This window comes from Sphingomonas flavescens (assembly GCF_030866745.1).
GTDB classification, from domain to species: domain Bacteria; phylum Pseudomonadota; class Alphaproteobacteria; order Sphingomonadales; family Sphingomonadaceae; genus Sphingomicrobium; species Sphingomicrobium flavescens.
In genome coordinates this window covers 1,464,555-1,482,995 of the sequence record NZ_CP133016.1, presented here as the reverse complement: position 1 = coordinate 1,482,995, position 18,441 = coordinate 1,464,555, and the positions used below count along the sequence as shown (strand labels likewise).

At 63.9% G+C, this 18,441-nt stretch carries 19 protein-coding genes; 11 read left to right on the top strand and 8 right to left on the bottom strand.

The window, feature by feature from the left end; all coding sequences use genetic code 11:
• Positions 1-41: 41 nt before the first annotated feature.
• Genes smc through QU596_RS07615 form a run of 4 tightly spaced genes read right to left on the bottom strand, consistent with a single transcriptional unit; the run spans position 42 to position 5,482 of the window.
• On the bottom strand, positions 42-3,458 hold the full coding sequence (smc, locus tag QU596_RS07630) for a chromosome segregation protein SMC (protein WP_308514640.1): 3,417 nt from the start codon (positions 3,456-3,458) through the stop codon (positions 42-44).
• Positions 3,459-3,484: 26 nt separating this feature from the next.
• Positions 3,485-4,174 (bottom strand): thioredoxin domain-containing protein, encoded by a 690-nt coding sequence (locus QU596_RS07625; protein WP_308514638.1) that lies wholly within the window; start codon positions 4,172-4,174, stop codon positions 3,485-3,487.
• Positions 4,171-4,932 (bottom strand): DsbA family protein, encoded by a 762-nt coding sequence (locus QU596_RS07620; RefSeq protein ID WP_308514636.1) that lies wholly within the window; start codon positions 4,930-4,932, stop codon positions 4,171-4,173. The genes QU596_RS07625 and QU596_RS07620 overlap by 4 nt, the downstream gene beginning before the upstream one ends.
• A 4-nt stretch (positions 4,933-4,936) precedes the next feature.
• Complete coding sequence (locus QU596_RS07615; protein WP_308514634.1) at positions 4,937-5,482, bottom strand: DUF721 domain-containing protein; 546 nt, start codon at positions 5,480-5,482, stop codon at positions 4,937-4,939.
• Between the two features lie 117 nt (positions 5,483-5,599).
• On the opposite strand from QU596_RS07615, the gene QU596_RS07610 reads away from it, so the two are divergent.
• Together QU596_RS07610 and QU596_RS07605 are read left to right on the top strand one after the other, a co-directional pair.
• A complete protein-coding gene (locus QU596_RS07610) occupies positions 5,600-6,502 on the top strand; it encodes an A/G-specific adenine glycosylase (RefSeq protein WP_308514632.1) in 903 nt (300 codons plus the stop codon).
• A 72-nt stretch (positions 6,503-6,574) separates the two neighbouring features.
• Complete coding sequence (locus QU596_RS07605; protein WP_308514630.1) at positions 6,575-7,282, top strand: c-type cytochrome; 708 nt, start codon at positions 6,575-6,577, stop codon at positions 7,280-7,282.
• An 11-nt stretch (positions 7,283-7,293) separates the two neighbouring features.
• On the opposite strand, the gene QU596_RS07600 is transcribed toward QU596_RS07605, so the two are convergent.
• Complete coding sequence (locus QU596_RS07600) at positions 7,294-8,193, bottom strand: LOG family protein (RefSeq protein ID WP_308514629.1); 900 nt, start codon at positions 8,191-8,193, stop codon at positions 7,294-7,296.
• Positions 8,194-8,364: 171 nt separating this feature from the next.
• Between QU596_RS07600 and QU596_RS07595 the strand changes: the two genes are divergently transcribed.
• On the top strand, positions 8,365-9,426 hold the full coding sequence (locus tag QU596_RS07595; protein ID WP_308514628.1) for a phosphatase PAP2 family protein: 1,062 nt from the start codon (positions 8,365-8,367) through the stop codon (positions 9,424-9,426).
• Between the two features lie 4 nt (positions 9,427-9,430).
• Here the strand turns inward: QU596_RS07595 and creD are convergent, their stop codons facing one another.
• Positions 9,431-10,834: a cell envelope integrity protein CreD gene (gene creD, locus QU596_RS07590; RefSeq protein ID WP_308514627.1), complete on the bottom strand. Its 1,404-nt coding sequence runs from the start codon at positions 10,832-10,834 to the stop codon at positions 9,431-9,433.
• 134 nt (positions 10,835-10,968) lie between these two features.
• Between creD and QU596_RS07585 the strand changes: the two genes are divergently transcribed.
• From QU596_RS07585 to QU596_RS07575, 3 genes are all read left to right on the top strand, one after another.
• A complete protein-coding gene (locus tag QU596_RS07585; protein ID WP_308514626.1) occupies positions 10,969-13,005 on the top strand; it encodes a TonB-dependent receptor plug domain-containing protein in 2,037 nt (678 codons plus the stop codon).
• Between the two features lie 46 nt (positions 13,006-13,051).
• Complete coding sequence (locus QU596_RS07580) at positions 13,052-13,624, top strand: DUF1993 family protein (RefSeq protein ID WP_308514624.1); 573 nt, start codon at positions 13,052-13,054, stop codon at positions 13,622-13,624.
• A gap of 125 nt (positions 13,625-13,749) precedes the next feature.
• Complete coding sequence (locus QU596_RS07575; protein WP_308514622.1) at positions 13,750-14,769, top strand: PAS domain-containing protein; 1,020 nt, start codon at positions 13,750-13,752, stop codon at positions 14,767-14,769.
• Here QU596_RS07575 and QU596_RS07570 read toward each other — a convergent pair.
• Both QU596_RS07570 and QU596_RS07565 read right to left on the bottom strand, forming a co-directional pair.
• Complete coding sequence (locus QU596_RS07570) at positions 14,762-15,163, bottom strand: response regulator (RefSeq protein WP_308514620.1); 402 nt, start codon at positions 15,161-15,163, stop codon at positions 14,762-14,764. The two genes, QU596_RS07575 and QU596_RS07570, sit on opposite strands and share 8 nt — an antisense overlap.
• Positions 15,164-15,223: 60 nt before the next feature.
• Positions 15,224-15,958, bottom strand: a complete 735-nt coding sequence (locus QU596_RS07565) for a TerC family protein (RefSeq protein WP_420030969.1) — start codon at positions 15,956-15,958, stop codon at positions 15,224-15,226.
• Positions 15,959-16,307: 349 nt separating this feature from the next.
• Between QU596_RS07565 and QU596_RS07560 the strand changes: the two genes are divergently transcribed.
• The 5 genes from QU596_RS07560 to QU596_RS07540 all read left to right on the top strand — a co-directional run bounded on the left by QU596_RS07560 (position 16,308) and on the right by QU596_RS07540 (position 18,152).
• Entirely contained in the window at positions 16,308-16,592 is a 285-nt protein-coding gene (locus tag QU596_RS07560) for a hypothetical protein (protein WP_308514617.1), read from the top strand.
• Positions 16,593-16,885: 293 nt separating this feature from the next.
• Positions 16,886-17,104 carry a hypothetical protein gene (locus QU596_RS07555; RefSeq protein WP_308514615.1) on the top strand — a complete coding sequence of 73 codons (219 nt, stop codon included), beginning with the start codon at positions 16,886-16,888 and terminating at the stop codon, positions 17,102-17,104.
• 41 nt (positions 17,105-17,145) lie between these two features.
• Positions 17,146-17,358 (top strand): hypothetical protein, encoded by a 213-nt coding sequence (locus QU596_RS07550; protein ID WP_308514613.1) that lies wholly within the window; start codon positions 17,146-17,148, stop codon positions 17,356-17,358.
• 52 nt (positions 17,359-17,410) lie between these two features.
• Complete coding sequence (locus QU596_RS07545) at positions 17,411-17,896, top strand: hypothetical protein (protein ID WP_308514611.1); 486 nt, start codon at positions 17,411-17,413, stop codon at positions 17,894-17,896.
• A gap of 67 nt (positions 17,897-17,963) precedes the next feature.
• Entirely contained in the window at positions 17,964-18,152 is a 189-nt protein-coding gene (locus tag QU596_RS07540; RefSeq protein WP_308514609.1) for a hypothetical protein, read from the top strand.
• Positions 18,153-18,441 lie beyond the last annotated feature (289 nt).

Below are 18,441 nucleotides of genomic sequence, written 5' to 3'. Positions count from 1 at the left end.
GGCTCGACTAGTGTTATTGAAAGTCATTCGCAATAGCAAAACTATTCAGCCGCTAATAGCGTCTCCGCTGCGCCGAGGTCGACCGAGACCAAACGACTGACGCCTTTCTCGATCATCGTCACGCCGTACAGCCGGTCCATGCGGCTCATCGTCACTGCATTGTGGGTGACGATGAGGTAGCGAGTATCTGTTTCCTGCGTCATCCGTTGCAGCAACTCGCAGAAGCGCTCGACATTGGCGTCGTCCAGCGGCGCGTCGACTTCGTCGAGCACGCAGATCGGCGCAGGGTTGGTCAGGAAGATCGCGAAGATCAGCGCGACTGCGGTCAGCGCCTGCTCACCGCCCGAGAGCAGGGTCAACGTCGACAGCCGCTTACCGGGCGGCTGGGCCATGATCTCCAGGCCGGCCTCAAGCGGGTCGTCGCTCTCGACCAACTCAAGGTGGGCCTGGCCACCCTCGAAGAGCGTTGTGAACAGGCGCCGGAAATGCGCGTCAACCTTCTCGAACGCGGCAAGGAGCCGCACTCGGCCCTCGCGGTTGAGGTTGCCGATCGACCCCCGCAGCCGGTTGATCGCCTGCGTCAGCTCGTCGGCTTCCTCCGCCCCCTTGATCCGCGCCGCGTCGAGTTCGGCGAGTTCCTGCTCCGCGACAAGGTTGACCGGCCCAATCCGCTCGCGCTCAGCGACCAGCTGCTCCAGCGTCGTCGCCTGCTCGTCGGCATTGGCGGGCTCGTCCGCGTCGAAGCCGAATTTCTCGGGCAGTCGCTGCGGGACGATTTCGAACTTCTCGACTGTCTGCCGCGCATATTCAGCGCTGCGCGCCTGTTGCGCTTCGGCGCGGGCCGTCGCCGCGGCACGCCGCTCGCGTGTCTCGGCTGAACGTTCGTTGGCGGCGGAGACTAGCTGGCCGGCCGCGATCAGGTCCTGCTCGGCCTCCCGCTCGGCGGTCGTGGCTTCACCGATCTGCACCTGGCTGTGATCGTTGCTGTGCTCAAACTCGCGGATCGACGCGTCGAGTGCGGCAGGTTCCTGCTGCAGTTCTTCGCGCTCCGCCCGCTGCTGCTCCTGCCGCTCCGTGGCCATCGCCAGCCGCTTCTCAGCATTGGTCTGACGTGCCCGCCATTCCGCTTGCTCGCGCCCGGCGGCAGCCGACCGCTCGCGATCGGCCGCAGTTTCGCGCGCCTTGGTCGCCGCTTCAGCGCGCTTGTCAGCAACCGCATTCGCCAGCTCGGCCGCCTTGCCGCGCGCCGTCTCGACCTCCTGCTCCAGCGCCGCTGGGTCGGGGAGGGTAGCCAGCGTCTTCTCGGCCGCTGCCACGGCTTCGCGTGAGGCAGCAAGCACCGGGTCGAGGTCCGCGAGGCGCTGGTCGAGCCCCGATCGTTGCGCCTCCAGCCGCTCCAGTGCAGCGGTCGCGGCGTCAATTGCTCGTGCCGCCTCGCGCGCATCGCGTTCGGCCGTCAGCGCTGATGCGCGTGCCTGCTCCGCATCCGTTCGGCACTTGTCCATCGCTCCGAGCGCCTGATGGCGCTGGTCGGTAGCGGCTTGAACCGCATGGTCCAGGCCCGGCAATTGCTTGGCGAGATCGGCCAGGCGGTTGGCGCGAAGCAATCGCTCCGCCGCTGCCGCGCCGGACGTCTCCGCAACGAACCCGTCCCACCGGCGCACGCGCCCGTCGTGGGTCACCAGCCGCTGTCCGACCGCAAGCAACTGGCCCTCGTCGCGTTCAGCAACGCCGACCTGGCGCAAGCGACGCTTGAGCTCGTCCGGCGCATCGGCGTGATCAGCGAGGCATTCGGTGCCCGCCGGCAGCATCGGATCCGCGGCTTGCGGCTCACTACCCTGCCATCGACGCGTGCCCTCAGATCCCACGGCGGCGTCGGCATCTTCGCCTAGTGCCGCGGCAAGCGCGCGCTCGTAGCCCGGCGCCGCTCGTAGCGCCGCAATTACCGCACCGCCGCCCTGGTCTAGGGCGCGCGTCAGCGCATCATGCTCCGACCGCGCCGCCGAATGGGCAGCCCGAGCCGTGGCCAGCTCGCTTTCCGCCGCGTCGCGCGCCTCTGCCGCAACGGCCCGCCCTTCTTCAGCCGCAACCCGGCGCGCTTCTGCTGCCTTCAGCGCCTCTGCCGCAGCGACGCCCTTCGCCTCGGCTTCCGCACGCAATCGCTCCTGCTCGCTGCCGTCGCCAAGCGCCTGCCGTTGCTCTCCAAGGCGCTGGCGTTCTTGCTCCGTCCGACCGAGTTGTGCGCGCGCCGCCTCCAGCGCCGCCTCCGCCACGCGCCGTTCCGCCCGCATAGCTGCTTGGCGCGCCAGCAACTCCGCAAGCGCCGCTTCGGCTTCACGAGACAGCGTTTCAGCCTGGCTAAGCTCGGTCGCGATCCGCGCGGAACGCGCTTCGGAATCTTCCAGCCGCTGGGCAATCGCCGCCCGCTCTTCATCGAGCGCGGAAATGGCGCGTTCGGCATCGCCTTTCAGCGCCGTCTCGCGCTCAATGTCCGCCTCAAGCGAGGCGTCCAGCCGATCAAGCTCGTGCAGCCGCCGCGCGACCGTGTCCCGCCGCGCTCGCGCCGCTGCTAGCTGGTGGGCCAGCTGGTGGCCCTGCTCGCGCAGCTCATTGAGCTTGGTGCGCTTCTCGGCCAAGGCAGCATTGGCCTGCTCCTGCGCTTTTTGCGCGGTAGCAATGGCCTGCTGGATTCGCTCGACCTCTTCCGCCGTCGCGCGCGCTTCCGCCGTGGCCGCTTCGGCTGCCTGCTCCGCCTCGCGCCAGCGCGCGTGCAGCAGGCGCCCTTCGACGCTGCGGATCTGGTCGGTCAGCTTGCGATAACGCTCGGCCGCGCGTGCCTGCCGGCGCAGCTGTGCCGCGCGCTGCTCCTGGCCGCCCAGGATCTCGCCTAGCCGCGCTAGGTTGGCCTCGGCCGCCCGCAGCTTCTGCTCGGCATCCTTGCGCCGCGCATGCAGCCCGGAAATCCCGGCCGCTTCCTCCAGCAATTGCCGGCGCTCGACCGGTTTGGCGGCAATGACCGTGCCGATGCGCCCCTGGCTGACGAGCGCAGGGGAATGCGCCCCGGTGGCCGCATCCGCGAACAGCAGCGACACGTCCTTCGCCCGCACGTCGCGCCCGTCAATCCGGTAGGCAGACCCGGCGCCGCGCTCGATCCGGCGGGTGATTTCAGTCTCCCCGCCGACGATGGCATCGGCATCGCCCCGCTCGACCAGTATCGAAACTTCCGCAAAGTCGCGTGGCGGGCGGGTCGCGGTGCCGGCGAAGATGACATCGTCCATCCCGCCGCCGCGCAGCGACTTCGGGCTGCTTTCGCCCATCGTCCAGCGGATGGCTTCCAGCAGGTTCGACTTGCCGCACCCATTGGGGCCGACCACCCCGGTCAGACCGGGTTCGATGCGCAGTTCGGCAGGTTCTACGAAGCTCTTGAATCCGCTGAGCTTGAGCCGCCTGATCCTCACGCTGACCGAACCCCCTCCGCCAGCGCCTAGCTCTTGCCGAGCAGCGGCTTCAGCGACGGCCAGTCGTAGGCGTCGGTCTTCCGCCCGTTGATGAAGAAGGTCGGCGTGCCGGTCACGCCCAAGCCGTTTGCAACTTCCGCGATCTTCGCCAGCCGCAGTGCCGCCGCTCCATCGCGCAGGCATTGGTTCGCTCGCTGAGCAGAGACCCCGCGCTTCCCGGCGATCGCGCCGATACCGGTCGCCTTCGCGAACTCGGCGTACATCTGGCTCTCGGGCAGGCTTGATATTTGGTCGCTCCGCGCCTGATCAATGCTCCGCGACCAGGTCGCCTGCGTCGCATAGAGATCATGCGCAATTGGGAAAAAGGAGCGCGCCCCATTGCAGGTCGCGAGTAGCGTCGCAGCGATGTCCAGACCACTCAAAATGTACGGCCGAAACTCATAGCTGACCTTCCCGCTCTTCACATATTCGCTGACCAGTGGGTCGACCCCGGTCTCGGCAAAGTGGCGGCAGTGCGGACAGACCAGCGAGCCATATTCGACCAGCTTCAACGGCGCGTTCGGACGGCCCATGCGGTACCCGCCCTGCGGCGTCGCAACCACGGTGCGCGACCAATCGACCGGGGCGGCCTTGACCGCGGGTTTGGCGACGGCCGGGGCGCCGACCGCCGTCAGCAGCAAAGCCGCCGCGCCGATCAACGCCCTTGCCAGCCTCATTTTACAGCAGCCTCAAGCTGCGGCTTCAGTGCCGCCCAATTGGCCGTGTCCGGAAGCAGCTTGCCATTCAGGATGAACGAGGGCGTGCCCTTGAATTCCGGATAGTTGTTGTTGACGTCGGAGGTCAGCTGCACCTCATTGTTGATCATCTTCTGATCGCTCAGGCACTGATTGGCCTTCGCCTGCGGCAGACCCCGCGCGGCGGCCCAGTCCTGCAGCCCCATGATGCTCGCGAACTGCACAAACTCCTGCTCCGGCGGCAGTTGCTGCAACTGCTGCAACTTGTCCTGCGGCGTCGCTTCCATCTTTCCAAGCAGCGTCGACTGGTCGCGGTACAGTGCCTCGGCGATCGGGAAGAATGTCTTCGGGCCATTGCAACGCGCGACGAGGTTCGCCGCCATGTCGATCGGGCCGTGAATGATGTAGGGCCGGAACTCCCAGCTGATCTTGCCGGTCTTCACGTAATCGTTGACCAGGGTCGGCACGCCTTCGTCAGCGAAGCGTTTGCAGACCGGGCAGAACAGCGAGCCGATCTCGACCAGCTTCACCTTGGCATTGGGATTGCCCATCATGAAGCCACCCGCGGATGTCGCGTTGGTGACGTCGGCCCAGGTGCCGCCCGGAGGCGGATTGGCCTGCGTGATCTGCACCGTGCTAGCCGGTGCGTCGCCACCGCCCCCGCTGGTCTGGTTGTCTTTGTTGCAGGCGCCAAGGGCCAGGACGGCCATTCCGGCGGTCAGGAAATTGCGGACCTTCATCGGTTCAAACGCTCCGGTTGATGACGGGTATCGGGTCGTCGCTGTCTTCCGGCAGTGACGGTGCGCCGCTGCTAGCGGCAATTTGCGCCGCAAGCGACTCCAGGCAGTGGCGAAGCTCGGGATCGGCGATTTCCCGCAGCCCTTCGCCCAGTTCCTTCGGTACCGCGCGTAGTTGCGGCCGCTCGGTCTTGGGTGCCGGTATCGGCAGCCGCCCCTGGCGAAACACGATCCGGTTGATCGCCGCATAGCCGAAGAAGCGGTTGACGCGCTCGATGATCATCGGCGCCAGATGCTGGATCAGCGGCGCGTGCGCCCCCTCGATCATCAGGGTCAGCGCCCCGCCCGCTTTCTTGCCGGCTGGGAACTTGATCGATTCAGGACAGGAGACCCGCGCATATCGCTCGCCGACGATCTCTGCCCAGCGGCTGACGATCGAGCTCTGGATGAAGCCAAATCGCCGGAATGATTGGCCGCCAACGTCGCCGACCAGCTCCCCGGCGGAGCGCGCACGGCAACTTCGCGGCGAATCTTCTGGCTTCCGCTTCGACATAGGTCTCGACCATGCCATAGGCCTATTGTGCCCGCCAATGCCGCCGAGCGACTGCTCCAACATTATGTGGATAACTTCAGGCGATTGCCGTGGCGCGCGGCGCCGGGTGATCCGCCGATGGAGCCCTACCGCGTCTGGCTGAGCGAGGTAATGCTCCAGCAGACGACAGTCGCTACCGTGATTCCCCGGTTCGAACGGTTCCTCGCGCGCTGGCCGACGATCGAAGCGCTCGCCGCCGCGCCGGATGAAGAGGTGCTCTCCGAATGGGCGGGCCTCGGCTATTACGCCCGAGCCCGCAATCTCATCGCTTGCGCTCGCACCGTCGCTGCGCGAGGCAGCTTTCCTAGGACAGCGCGCGAGTTGCGAGAGCTTCCCGGGCTGGGCGCCTACACCTCGGCGGCCGTCGCCGCGATTGCCTTTGGCGAGCATGCCGCAGCCGTCGACACCAATGTCGCGCGCGTCGTCGCACGATTGCATGCGCTCAGGCGCCCGGCTCCAGGAGCAATCGATCGATTGGTTTTCGACATGATCCCGCCCGGACGCGCAGGCGACTTCACGCAGGCGATGATGGATCTTGGCGCGACCATCTGCCGTCCCCGCAATCCGCGCTGCGCGGCGTGTCCGCTGGCGCCCGACTGTCTCGCCTTCGCGAGCGGTGAGCCCGCCGCCTATCCCGAGCCCAAGGTGCGAGCGGTACGGCCCCATCGCTTCGGGATCGCTTACTGGATTGAGCAATGCGGATCAGTCTGGCTGGTGCGCCGTCCTCCCCGCGGTGTTTTCGGCGGAATGGCCGCACTTCCGGGTCCCGAATGGACTGAGCAGGCGGAGGCGAGTGTCAACGCGCTTGGCACAGTCCGGCACGTCTTCACGCACTTCTCGCTCGACCTCGCTATCGTCCCCCGTGCCGACCCTGAAGGGGAAGGTTGGTGGCAGCCGCTCGACGGGTTGGCCGACGCCGGCCTCCCGACACTCTACCGTCGCGCCGCCGATCTCGCTCTTACCGCTCGGAGCGCGGCTTGATGCCTTGCCAAGCTGCCCTTAAAGGGCGTCGCAAATTCATGTCTCGCGTTCGCGGGGAAATCAGGGAAACTCATGGACGATCGCTTTAACACCATCGCCGGCTGGGTGCTGTTCGCGGGAATCATCGCACTCGGATCGTCCATCGTCGCCGGCGAAATCTTCCATTCCGAACGTCCGGAAAAGGGCGGCTACCCGATCGAGGGCGTGGTTCAGGAAGGTGAGGGCGGCGCTGCCCCTGAACAGCCGATCGAATTCTTCCTGGCGAAGGCCGACCCGGCCAAGGGTCAGCAGGTCTTCAACAAGTGCGCGGCCTGCCACAACGCCGAAAAGGGCGGCGCGAACCAGCTAGGTCCTAACCTGTGGGGCGTGCTGGGCGAGGCGATCGGCCAAGGCCGCGGCTTCGCTTTTTCCGATGCGCTTGCGAAGAAGGGCGGCACCTGGAACTTCGACAATCTCGCGCAGTGGCTCAACAGCCCGAAGGCGTTCGCGCCAGGCACCAAGATGACCTTCGCCGGTCTCAGCAATCCGCAGGACCGCGCGGACGTGATCGCCTTCCTCAACCAGCATAGTGATGCGCCCAAACCGTTACCGACCGCGCCGGCCGCCGCTGCCGAGACCAAGCCGGGCGCGGACGTGCCCGCGGGCAGCAATCCGCCGGGCACGGGTGCGAACAACGGACCGCAGAAGGCCGAAAACGAGCCCGTGCTGCCGGCAGCGGCTGCGGGCACGTCGCCGCAGACCAAGGGCGGCGACGCGACCAACCAGCCGGTCAAGAAATAGGCTAGGCGCCGTTACTCCGGCGGCGCGTGCTGTACTGGCACCGGCTGCGGGTGATCTTCGTAATAATTAACGACAAAGTCCCATGCTTCCTGGGCGCTTTCCGTCCAGTGGATGAGCTCGAGGTCGTGCGGCGCAATGACGCCTTCCTCGACCAGTGCGTCGAAATCGACAACGCGATTCCAGAATTCCTTGCCGAACAACAGGATGGGCAGCGGGCGCACCTTGCCGGTCTGGATCAGGGTCAAAAGCTCGAACATCTCGTCAAACGTGCCGAAACCGCCCGGGAACACCGCGACCGCGCGGGCGCGGAGCAGGAAGTGCATCTTGCGCAGCGCGAAATAGTGAAACTGAAAGCTTAGCTCCGGCGTCACGTAGCGATTGGGCATCTGCTCGTGCGGCAGAACGATGTTGAGACCGATGGATTCCTTGCCCTCGTCGGTCGCGCCGCGGTTCGCCGCTTCCATGATCGACGGACCGCCGCCGGAGCAGACCACGAAATGGCGCTTGCCATCCTCGTCGCAGCCGCACCGGCTCGCCAGCCGCGCCAGCTCGCGCGCCACCTCGTAATAGTGCGCCTTGGCCTTCAGCCGCTCGGCGATAAGCTCCTGCTGCTCGTTCGTGGCAGCGGCGACCAAAGCGTCCGCCATCTCCGGTGAAGGAATCCGCGCCGACCCATAAAATACGAAGGTCGAACCAATATCCGCCTCGTTGAGGAGAAGCTCCGGCTTCAACAGCTCGAGCTGGAAGCGGACGGGACGCAAATCTTCGCGCAACAGGAACTCGGTGTCCTGGAAGGCCAGCTTGTACGCCGAGCTGTCGGTCTGCGGGACGGAAGGAACGTGCTCCGCCGCGCGGGCGTCGACTTTGGAACTTGGGAAAATCCGCTTTGGCGGCAATGGTTGAGAAGTCATCGACGCCGGTTAGCGGCAAAGATTCGCGCCGTCACGCCTTGCGAAGTGCGACGATCATTGCCGTCCGACGCGGCGCCTGAGCAACCAGCCCGACGCCGCTATGCGCAGCATCAGGACGTCGCCCTGAGAGCACCGCCGCTTTATTAACCAAAACGGAGTAGTTCCGGCGACGTGAACGTCGTCGATCCGACACTTGACTGGCCAATGGCCGCGGCGAGCGCGCAGCACAACCTGTCGCCGCTCGACCTTCGTAATGGTGTAGCCCTGATCGGGCTAATGCTCGTTTACGGCTTGGCCATCGACCTGCTTGGCAAACCGCCGATCGGTCAGCTGCTGGTATCGCTCGGCAATTTTGCGGCCTTGTCCTTCTATGCGGGCATTCTCGTCGCCTGCGGCTTTGCGCTGCTGTGCGTCATTCAGCCGCACCACCGATCGCAATTTCAAACGCGTGCCTTCTGGCTGGCCGTTGCCAGTGTGATTACGACACTGACGTTTCCGTTTTTTGCCGTGTTCAAGGAACTTGTGCTCCCGATGCGCGGATTCCTCTGGGATCGGGCGTTCGCGCACGTCGGCCGAGCTATTTTTGGCCAGTCTCCGTGGACGATTACGCACGTTTATTTCGGGACGGTCACCGGCACGCGCATCCTCGACGCGGCTTATCGCTCGTTGCTTCCTCTGATGTTTGGTCTGCCGCTCGTTTCGGCGGTCTTTATCACCGACACACGCCGCCGCTTCCGCATTCTGTTTACCTGGACGGCGTCGTGGATTGTCATTGGGACCTTGGCAGGCTGGTTCTTCGCATCCGCTGGACCCTGCTTTTACAACACGTTCGTCGCTTACGACCCTGATTACGCGGAATTGCAGCGGCGGCTTGCGGCGATCGGCAGGCTGGCCGCCGCACAAGGACATCCGATTGCTTCGCTCACTTACCAATCGGGTTTGACGCTGACTTATCGCACGCATGATTTCGCCCCAGGCGGGGGGATCTCGGCCATGCCGTCCATGCACGTCGCCATGATTACGCTCGTGGCGCTTGCTGCGTGGCAGCATAATCGGCTGCTCGGCATCTTGGGCGCTTACGTGGTCTTCGCCGTCTGGATCGCGACGATCCATTTCGGCTGGCACTATTTCGTCGATGGCCCCGTCGGTGCGGCGATGATGTTTGCGTTGTGGTTTGGCGCGAAACGGCTGGCGGCGATCGCTTATCCCAGGGATGAAGCGACCGCCGCCTAATCCATCACGCTTCGGCGACCCGTTTTGCCCCCCAGTCAATACGCCGCGTCGCAAACATCACGCCGGCCAGCGCCGCGAACAACAGCACCGATCCGATCAGCAGTGAGAAGGCTTCGAGGCTGAGCAGGATGTAGAGTACGGCGTACAAACCGATCAGCAGGCCGCCGATGAACGCGGCCCGCCCCCAGCTACGCAGCACGGCCGCTGCATAAGCAGTGTTCAGTCCCGCGATTGCGCCCGAAGCCACGACATATGCCGGTGCGAAGCCGACGACCTCCGCGAAGGCCAGCAGCAGCACGAAAAACAGCACCAGCGCTGCGCCCATCAAAAGATACTCGACCGCCGACACCCGCACATCGCCAACCACGTCGAACATCAGCAGTGCCAGGAAGGTGAAGCCGATGAACAGGAAGCCGTATTTCGTCGCGCGATTGACCTGCGAATAAGGATCGACCGGCTGGATCAGGATGATCTGCGCAGTCTGGACGGCGCCCGCTCCGTCTTCGGCTCTAACCGGCGGCGGCAAACCGTCGCGCGAGGGCGGCGCGACGCGCTCGATCGGGCCAGGTCCGCCGGCCTCGGCCGTGCTGACGAGTGATCGCCCGAGCGCGAGGTTGCCGATGCGGTAGGTGGCGTCGAAACCCTTCGCAGCGACATTGCGCCCGGCCGGCAGGAAGTCGCCGCCGAAGCTTGGGCTCGGCCACGCCGACTTCACCGTCCAGCGCGTATCGCCGGCCTGCGGGGCCAGACTGAGCGCCTGATTGCCGCGAAAATCGAAGGCGAAATCGATTGCGATCGGTTTGCCGCTCAGCGTCGACGCGTCGATCCAGGCAAAGAAACCGCGGCCGCCACCACTCCCGCCGCCGGGCTGCAGGCGCAGCGGCCGGCCGTCTGCCGCGACGCGGGGATTGGCACCAAGGCCGCGCGGGTCGCTGAGGCCGAAGCGGAGCTCGGCACGCGCCAGGTCCATTTGGCTGGGGTCGACCCCCGTTCGCGCCAAGTCGGGCGGGAAGGCGAAACGCGCCCGCCCGCTTGCCTGAGCATCGAACACCACCGCTTCGTAGATCGACCGCTTGCGTACCTGCGGACGCACGTTGGTGTCGAGTTCGATGACCTCCGGCGCCAGCGTCAGCTCGCGCCTCACGTCCCGGCTGCGGGTCACGCTCTGACCATTCTCCGCCACCGTTTCGGAGGTCATCGTACGATAAGGAATGACCAGCACCGGTCCCGCGATCGCCTGCGGGCCGCCCCAGCCCGCAGTGATCGACGAGGTCGCTTCGCGCGACTGTGTCTGCCGATCGTAATTCAGCAGGTAGATGGAAAAGAGCGGGATCGTCAGCACCAGGCCGATGATGATCGCCAAACCCAGTTTGAACCCGGGGGTTCGGTCGTCATCCGGATAGAACACGCAATGCCTCCTTGTTCGTGAGCCCAAGGATGTCGCGCGGAATGAAGGCGCCGGTCATGAGCGGGGGGTGAGCATTTGCTGAGCAATTCTTGTCAGCGCTGCCGGTCCGTTTATCGTCCTGCGGCTCGGCATCGGTGTTTGGAGTCTCTGTGCAAGCCTTGCCGCCACCAGCGATCACGCAGCCGACCAGCCCGCAAACAGACGTGATTGAGATCGTCGGCACCCGCACCGGCGAGGCGCTCAAGATCGACCGGCGTACCTATCAGGTTCAGCAGACGCCGCATTCCGCGCAGAAAGATACCTACCAGTTGCTGCGCGGCCTTCCCGCGATCACCATTACTGCGGACGATCAGATCAACCTGCTCGGCGCGCCCGATGTGACTGTCCTGATCGACGGCCACGCGACTCGCACCAACCTGCGGACACTGCACGGCAGCGACATCGACCGGATCGAAGTGCTCACCAACCCGTCAGCGCAATATTCGGCGGAGGGCACGGGCGGCATCATCAACCTGGTGCTGCGCAAGAAGCGCACCGACGGCGTGTCGGGCAACGAGAGCCTGGAACTGTCGACGCAAGGCCGCGCCCAGCCCAACGGCACGCTCAAGCTGAAAAGAAAGCGGTGGACCTACGAAGTTAGCGGGGGAGGCGGCGTCGGCGCCTGGGGCCACTCGACCTATCACAAGTTGCGAGAGACGCGGCAATCACCAAGCGGCCCGGTGACGATCAACACCGAGAACGGCGGCGGTCCCGGGCTCGACAACGGTGGCTACGCACAGCTCAAGGCGACATACGAAATCAACCCCAAGACCAGTGTCTCCGCGGAATTCACCGGCGGCGCAGCGTCCTACAGGTCGCTTAACCGCGCGCGTTTCGTCGGTTTGACTCCGGATTTTATCTCCTTCGGCCAACGGCAACGCGATAGCGGGTCGGCGACCTTTTTCACCTCGCAATTCACCTTCGACCAAAAGGGCAAGCGCGACGGCGAAACCCTCAAAGCCAGCATCAACATCTTCGGCAATCCGACCAACCGGCGAACCAACAGCGTGAAGCGGGATGATGGAGGATCGTTGCTTAGCAACCGTCGGTCGACCACCTTTTACATGCAGGACAAGCTCGACTGGACGCGCCCGCTCGGCAAGAACCGGATCCTTTCCCTCGGGGCGGCGTGGGACCGCGAGCAGATCCATCAGCGCTACAGCTTCCTTGGCACGACGCCCAACGTCCCGGCGACGGGTTTCAGTGATTCCTTCCGCGCCGGCCAGGATACGTTCGCGGGCTATGCCACCTATCAGCAGCCGATCGGCAAGACTTGGACGGTCATGCCCGGACTTCGGGTGGAAAGGAACGAGCGCCGGATTGAGACACCCGGTTTCCCTACGCTCCGCCTGGGCCAGACCGATTGGGTGCCGTCGGTTCACGCCGACCACCCGATCGGCAAGACCCTGGTCCTAACACTCAGCTACAGTCGTCGCCTCAATCGTCCCGGCGCCGATCAGTTGCGCCCATATGCGGTGCAGCCCAACACCTTGTCGATCGAACAGGGAAATCCGCGGCTGCGCACTCAGACAACCGATGCGTACGAGATCAACCTGCACTACCATCGCAACAAGCTTGACGCCGGCCTCATCGTCTACGACCGCGAAACGCGGCGACTCATCTCCACCAGCTACTCTATCGACGCTCAGGGCCGCACGGTCAGCATGCCAGTCAATGTCGGACACAAGCGTGATCGCGGTGCGGAGCTGGACGTGAACACGCCCGTGCTGCCGCGTGTCAAAGTCTCCGCAAGCGTCAACCTCTTCAGTAGCCGTGTGCCGATCGACGCGGTGATTGGCGACGCCACTGAAGAACGCTTTCGATTCACAACCAACACCACCCTCGAATGGAACGGGCCCGACCGCCGAGGCAAGCCGGGCGACGTTGCGCAGTTGACCTGGCATTACGAAAGTCCCGCAACGGAATTTCAGTTTCGCAATTTTTCTTGGAACCAGCTGACCTTGTCCTACACGCACAATCTCGACCGCAAATGGTCGGTCACGGCGAGCGCGGACACGCGACAGCTGAATTTCGGGCACCGGCTGGTCGCTCCGCTGGTCGACGAATATTATCGCGAGCGGCAGCGCGCTGATCTGAAGGTCAAGTTGATGAAGGCCTTCGGCAAGAACTGATTGCGCTCCCCTTGATCATTGAATCGCCTTTTCGCATGGCTTTTTCATGCATCTGACCGCACTTCTCGTACCCAGCCTCACCAATCAGCTTGCGGCGGTTGCCGGCTGGCTCGACAAGGCTGAAGCTCTCGCCGCCGAGCGCAATACGGTGGCTGACGATTTTCTGCCGCTTCGCCTCGCGCCCGACATGTTTCCGCTGGCCACCCAGCTTCGCTTTCTCAGCTTCCAGGCGCAGGAGCCACTCTACCGGCTTCGCGGCGAATCGGTGCCGGATGCGCTGCTGCAAGTCCGGCAGGAGGGGCGTGACGCGGAGGAGAACCCGGGCACATGGCCGCAAGCCCGTGCCCGCATTGCGGAAGCGTCCGCCGCGTTAGCCGCGGTCGCGGACGACGCCTTCGACGCGGCAGCCACGGCACCGCTCGCCCATGACCTGCCCATGGGCATGGTCTTCGACATGACTGGGCAGAGCTACGTGCGCGACTGGGCGCTGCCGCAATGCGCATTCCACCAGATCGTGACCTACGCCATCCTCCGTCAGGCCGGAGTCCCCCTCGGAAAGGTCGATTTCGTGCCGCACATGTTCGCTTACCTTCGCCCGGGGACGATGCCGGGCGTCTGACCCGCCCTTCGCGCGCGACCGGCAAGTGGAACTCCGCGCCAGTTAGGGGATTGGGGCAGGGGCGCCTCGCAGGGCGCTAATCTATGTTATAACGCTTGCGAGATGGCCGGCTTGGAAGGGACAGCGTGACTTCATCGACAGCCGACCCGATGAAGTCCGGCGCGGATCGATTATCCTTTCAGCAGCTAGCCGACGTCATGCCGCAGATGGTTTGGTCGACGCTGCCGGACGGCTCGCACGATTATTACAACGCGCAATGGTATGCGTTCACCGGGGCGCCAGAGGGTTCGACCGACGGTGAGGGCTGGAACGGGATGTTCCACCCGGACGATCAGGAACGGGCCTGGGCCCGCTGGCGCCGCAGCTTGCAGACTGGCGAACCTTACGAGATCGAATACCGGCTCCGTCACCATAGCGGCGAATATCGCTGGACGCTGGGGCGCGCGCTTCCGCTACGCGGCGACGATGGCGAGATCGTGCGGTGGGTTGGGACCTGTACCGACATCCACGAGCAGAAGCGCTTTGCCCAGCAGAATCAGATCCTCAGCCGCGAACTCAGTCACCGCATCAAGAACATCTTTGCGGTGGTGAACGGGCTTATCGGCCTGTCCGGTCGCCAAGCGCCGGAGATTTCCGGTTTCGCGCGTCAGTTGCAGGACAGGATCGCGGCCCTTGGGCGGGCGCACGATTATGTCCGGCCGCATAGCGAGGAAAGCGCCCGGCACGATGGCCCTGCGACGCTGAAGACGCTGCTCCTCGAACTCCTCAGCCCGTATCCCGCTCTTGACGAGGGCCGAATTGCCGTGACCGGCGATGACCTTCGCGTCGACGATCGTGGGGCAACGCCGATCGGCCTCGTGTTCCACGAGCTGGCAACAAACTCGACCAAATATGGCGCGCTATCGAGTCCGACCGGTCACATTGACATTGCGCTGGCGGTGACAGGCGGCAATGCTTCGCTCGCTTGGCGCGAAACGGGCGGCCCGGCGATCATGCGACCTCCCGGACTCAGCGGTTTCGGGACTCGTCTGACCGATCTCAGCGTTGTTCAGCAGCTGGGCGGGACGATTGATCGCGACTGGACGCGTGAGGGCCTTCAGGTAGCAATTTCCGTCCCGGTTAAGGCGCTCAGCCGAATTAATTGAAGCAACGGAGCGCAGGAGGCGCTTCGGCCGGTTCCCCCTTGATACGTCGAAGCGCGAAAGCCACTGCCGAGGTCAGCGTCGGCTCGTCCGTCGGCTTGGTAAGTACGCCGATGGTTCCGGCGATCCCCTTGCCGAGCAAGCGCGGGTTGGCGGTCACAAAGAGGACGCCGGCGCGATGATCGTTCGCAAGACGTTTGCCGATTTCCGGCCCGCTTAATCCGTCGCGAAGATTGAGATCCACCAGGGCCAGGTCGATTTGCTCACCCGCACGGGCAAGCGCCGAGTCGAGGTCAACGGCGATCCCCGCGACGCGATAGCCATGGTCCTCCAGAACATTCTGCATCTCGAGCGCGACGAGCATCTCGTCCTCGACGATCAGGATATTGGCAGGCATGGGTCGGATAACCGACATTCGGCACTGGGGTTCCGGCTGTCTGACCGGAACCCGCTCCATTCATCCAGCCTGATCCGAAACCGCATTCCGCTCGCGCCGTTTCCGGGACCAGATGTTCAAGGCTTCGACGGAGGCCGAGAAGGCCATCGCCGTGTAGATGTAGCCCTTGGGCACGTGCACGCCGAACCCGTCAGCGACCAGGACGGCGCCGATCATCAGCAGAAATCCGAGCGCGAGCATCACCACCGTCGGGTTGCGGTTGATGAAGTTCGCGAGTGGTTCGGCCGCAAGCAGCATGACCAGGACCGCCGTCACCACCGCGATCACCATCACGGGCAGATGCTCGGTCATGCCCACGGCGGTCAGGATCGAATCCACCGAAAAAACGAGGTCTAGCAGCAGAATCTGGCCAATGACCGCGCCGAACCCCAAGCTCGCCTTCGCCGTGTCGAACAGGTCGGCGTTGGGCCGCGGATCGACATTGTGATGGATTTCCTTGGTCGCCTTCCACAGGAGGAACAGGCCGCCGGCAATCAGGATCAGGTCCCGCCACGAAAACTGTGTTTCGAAGGTCGGTTCGCCATGCGCGCCGACGCTGCCCTGGATGCCGAGATCGAAGACCGGCGCGGTCAGGCCGACCAGCCATGCGATCGTCGACAGCAGGCCAAGCCGGAGCACGAGCGCGAGCGAGATCCCCAGCCGCCGGGCCTTGCGCCGCTGCGCTTCAGGCAGCTTGTTCGACAGGATCGAAATGAAGATGAGGTTGTCGATGCCCAGCACGACCTCCATCACCATCAGGGTCAGCAGCGCGGCCCACACGGCGGGCTCGCTGAACAGGCCGGTCAAATATTCCACTGCACGTCCCTTCCACAAAGGCGATTGCCGCCGTTGGCCGATCGGGAGCGCATGCAGGACGACGCCGGGTCAGGAACTGCATCGAGCGAGCCCGATGCGGTCCGACATCACGATCGTCAGAGGAGACGGCCGCCAGAGGGGCCCGGTCCGCGAAACCGGTGTAAGGTTTCACTTTCACCCATTCAAGGGACGCAGGGCGCCAGGTGGCGAGGGTCACGCATTTCGTGGTTTGGCATCTGCGGACGCCATGCCGTAACGCCCGCGCAGGGAATTCAGGAAGGAGACCGCAGTGGATTACAAGAACGAGAATTTCGAAGGAGTGACGGTCGACCTTGACGGCAACAGCTTCAAGGACTGCACCTTCCGCGACGTCACTTTCAAATATGCGGGGGGTGACCTGACCATGGAAAATTGCGGCATGGACCGATTCCGCTTCCAGTTCGACGGCGCGCTCGCGAACGGCCTGTTTGCGCTTTACCAACTTTTCGGAACCGAAGCCCTGATCCAGATCATCCGCGGTTTCACGGACCCCGCAGATTCGCAGGAAGACGTGGTTCTGGCCGAAAAGAGCTGACGGCGTCGGTGGCGGCCGCTTGCTGCAACGCCCAATTCATCGTTTTTCATAATTCAGGGAAAGATTTCCCGCCATTTCTGCGCCAGCGTGATGCCGATTTAAGCGCCGGGCCAGGCGAGTCCCCGTACTCGTCTTCCCGGCGCAATCGCTTCGACGCGAGGAAGGGGCAATCCTAGCGCGGCGCGAGGAAGGGGCATCCGGCGGGTGCCCCTTTTTCATTTCGCCGGTCAAGGTCTTCCCGCGGCCGCATTCCAACCATTGCCGCCGGCCATGTCCCGCGTCAGCTTGCGCGCATGAAGGGCAGGAACTTTGCCAGCCTTGGCGTCTGGACGATCGGCTACCTGCTGGTCGCGGTCACATTGTTCCTGCTCTCTGCCGATTCCCAATGCCCGCGCGGTCCGGAAGGTGCGGCTTGTGGGCAGCTGAGCGGCCAGATCCAGCTAGGCATCGCGATCGTCCTGACCACCGCCTATGTTTTGATAAGCTGGGCCTTGTTCTTTCGCCGCCGTTAACTCGCGCGTGCCATCCTGACCGATGAAGAAGGACGAGCGCATTGGACGAGAAGTTACGCAAGGAGCTGTCAGAGGCGCGGGAACGGATCATCGCGCAACTCGATGACATCCGGTACGTGTCATCCAACCTGGGCTTCACCCATTTCGGCGGCGGTTCTCCCAACTACAAGCGTCTCTATGGCGAGCTGCAGGACGAGCTGCGCGAGATCAACAAATTGCTTGGCGGTCCCGGGCCGGAAAACGACCACCTTTAGTGTCCGCTTTCGACCCGGTGCGGACATTGAATGACTGCGTCAGCATCGTTAGATGAAGAGCAACGTGAATGCCCGAAGCTGGATGCTGGCTGCTGCAATGCTCACCGGCTGCCACGGAGCCGAGACAGCAACTGCGAAGCAGGGTGACCGGGTTGTCTTCTCAGACGCAAATGGTCGCGCGCTTTTCAATCAATGTTCGCGCGGTGTGCCGCCACCCGGTCAGGCGCAGTGGACGCCAACTCGGGCCGATATCGACGCGTTTGAGGCGGCACTGCCTGAGGCTCTGTCGAAGCAGCCCGAGGCAAAAGATGTGAACTTCGCAAATCTGTTGATTGGGTGGCGGCGACAGTACGTGGGCACCGTGCGGGGCGGGAGGCGCTTCATTTACGGCAACTTCTTTCCTGCGGACTTCGAGAGTGTCGGAAGGTGGCAATCAGCGCCCACTTTGGTGTGCGATGGCGGGCCGTCGTTCTTTGGTGCCGAGTTCGACGTTGCATCGCGTCAAGTCAGTCATCTCGATTTCAATGGCGTCGCCTAACGTCCGCTTTCCACCCATTGCGGACATTAAGAGCCATTGCCACGATGCAGCCGATGGAGACGGCGCAATGATACTCTTTGCAGTTGTCGGCTTACTGGCTGCTGCCTTCTGCATTTGCCGCAGCATCGCGGATTTTCGCGCCAAGCGTTACGTCTGGGCAGCTGCTGGCATGCTCAACGGCGCGGCTCTTTTGGTTACCCCAATGCAGACCCACGCTGTGGAGTTCGAGAAGTCCATACTGACCCAGCCAAAGTAAGCGCTGCCAAATGTCCGCTTACCACCCATTGCAGACATTCTGACTGGACGTCATTCTGCCTCTGTGGCGTCCCGCTGGTTCAACTTGGTATTGGTCGAGGCAGCGTGGGCAGCCATTGCCTATTTCACAGCAACCGACTGGTTTGCTCGCATCATCCTATTTCTGTTTCTCAACACACTGTTGCTCTGGGGATGGAGGAGATTGAGGTCCGCACGTTAGTGTCCGCTTTCCACCCAAATCAGACACTTGCGATAATCGCTGTCCTACAACCGCGCTGTGGTGATTTAAG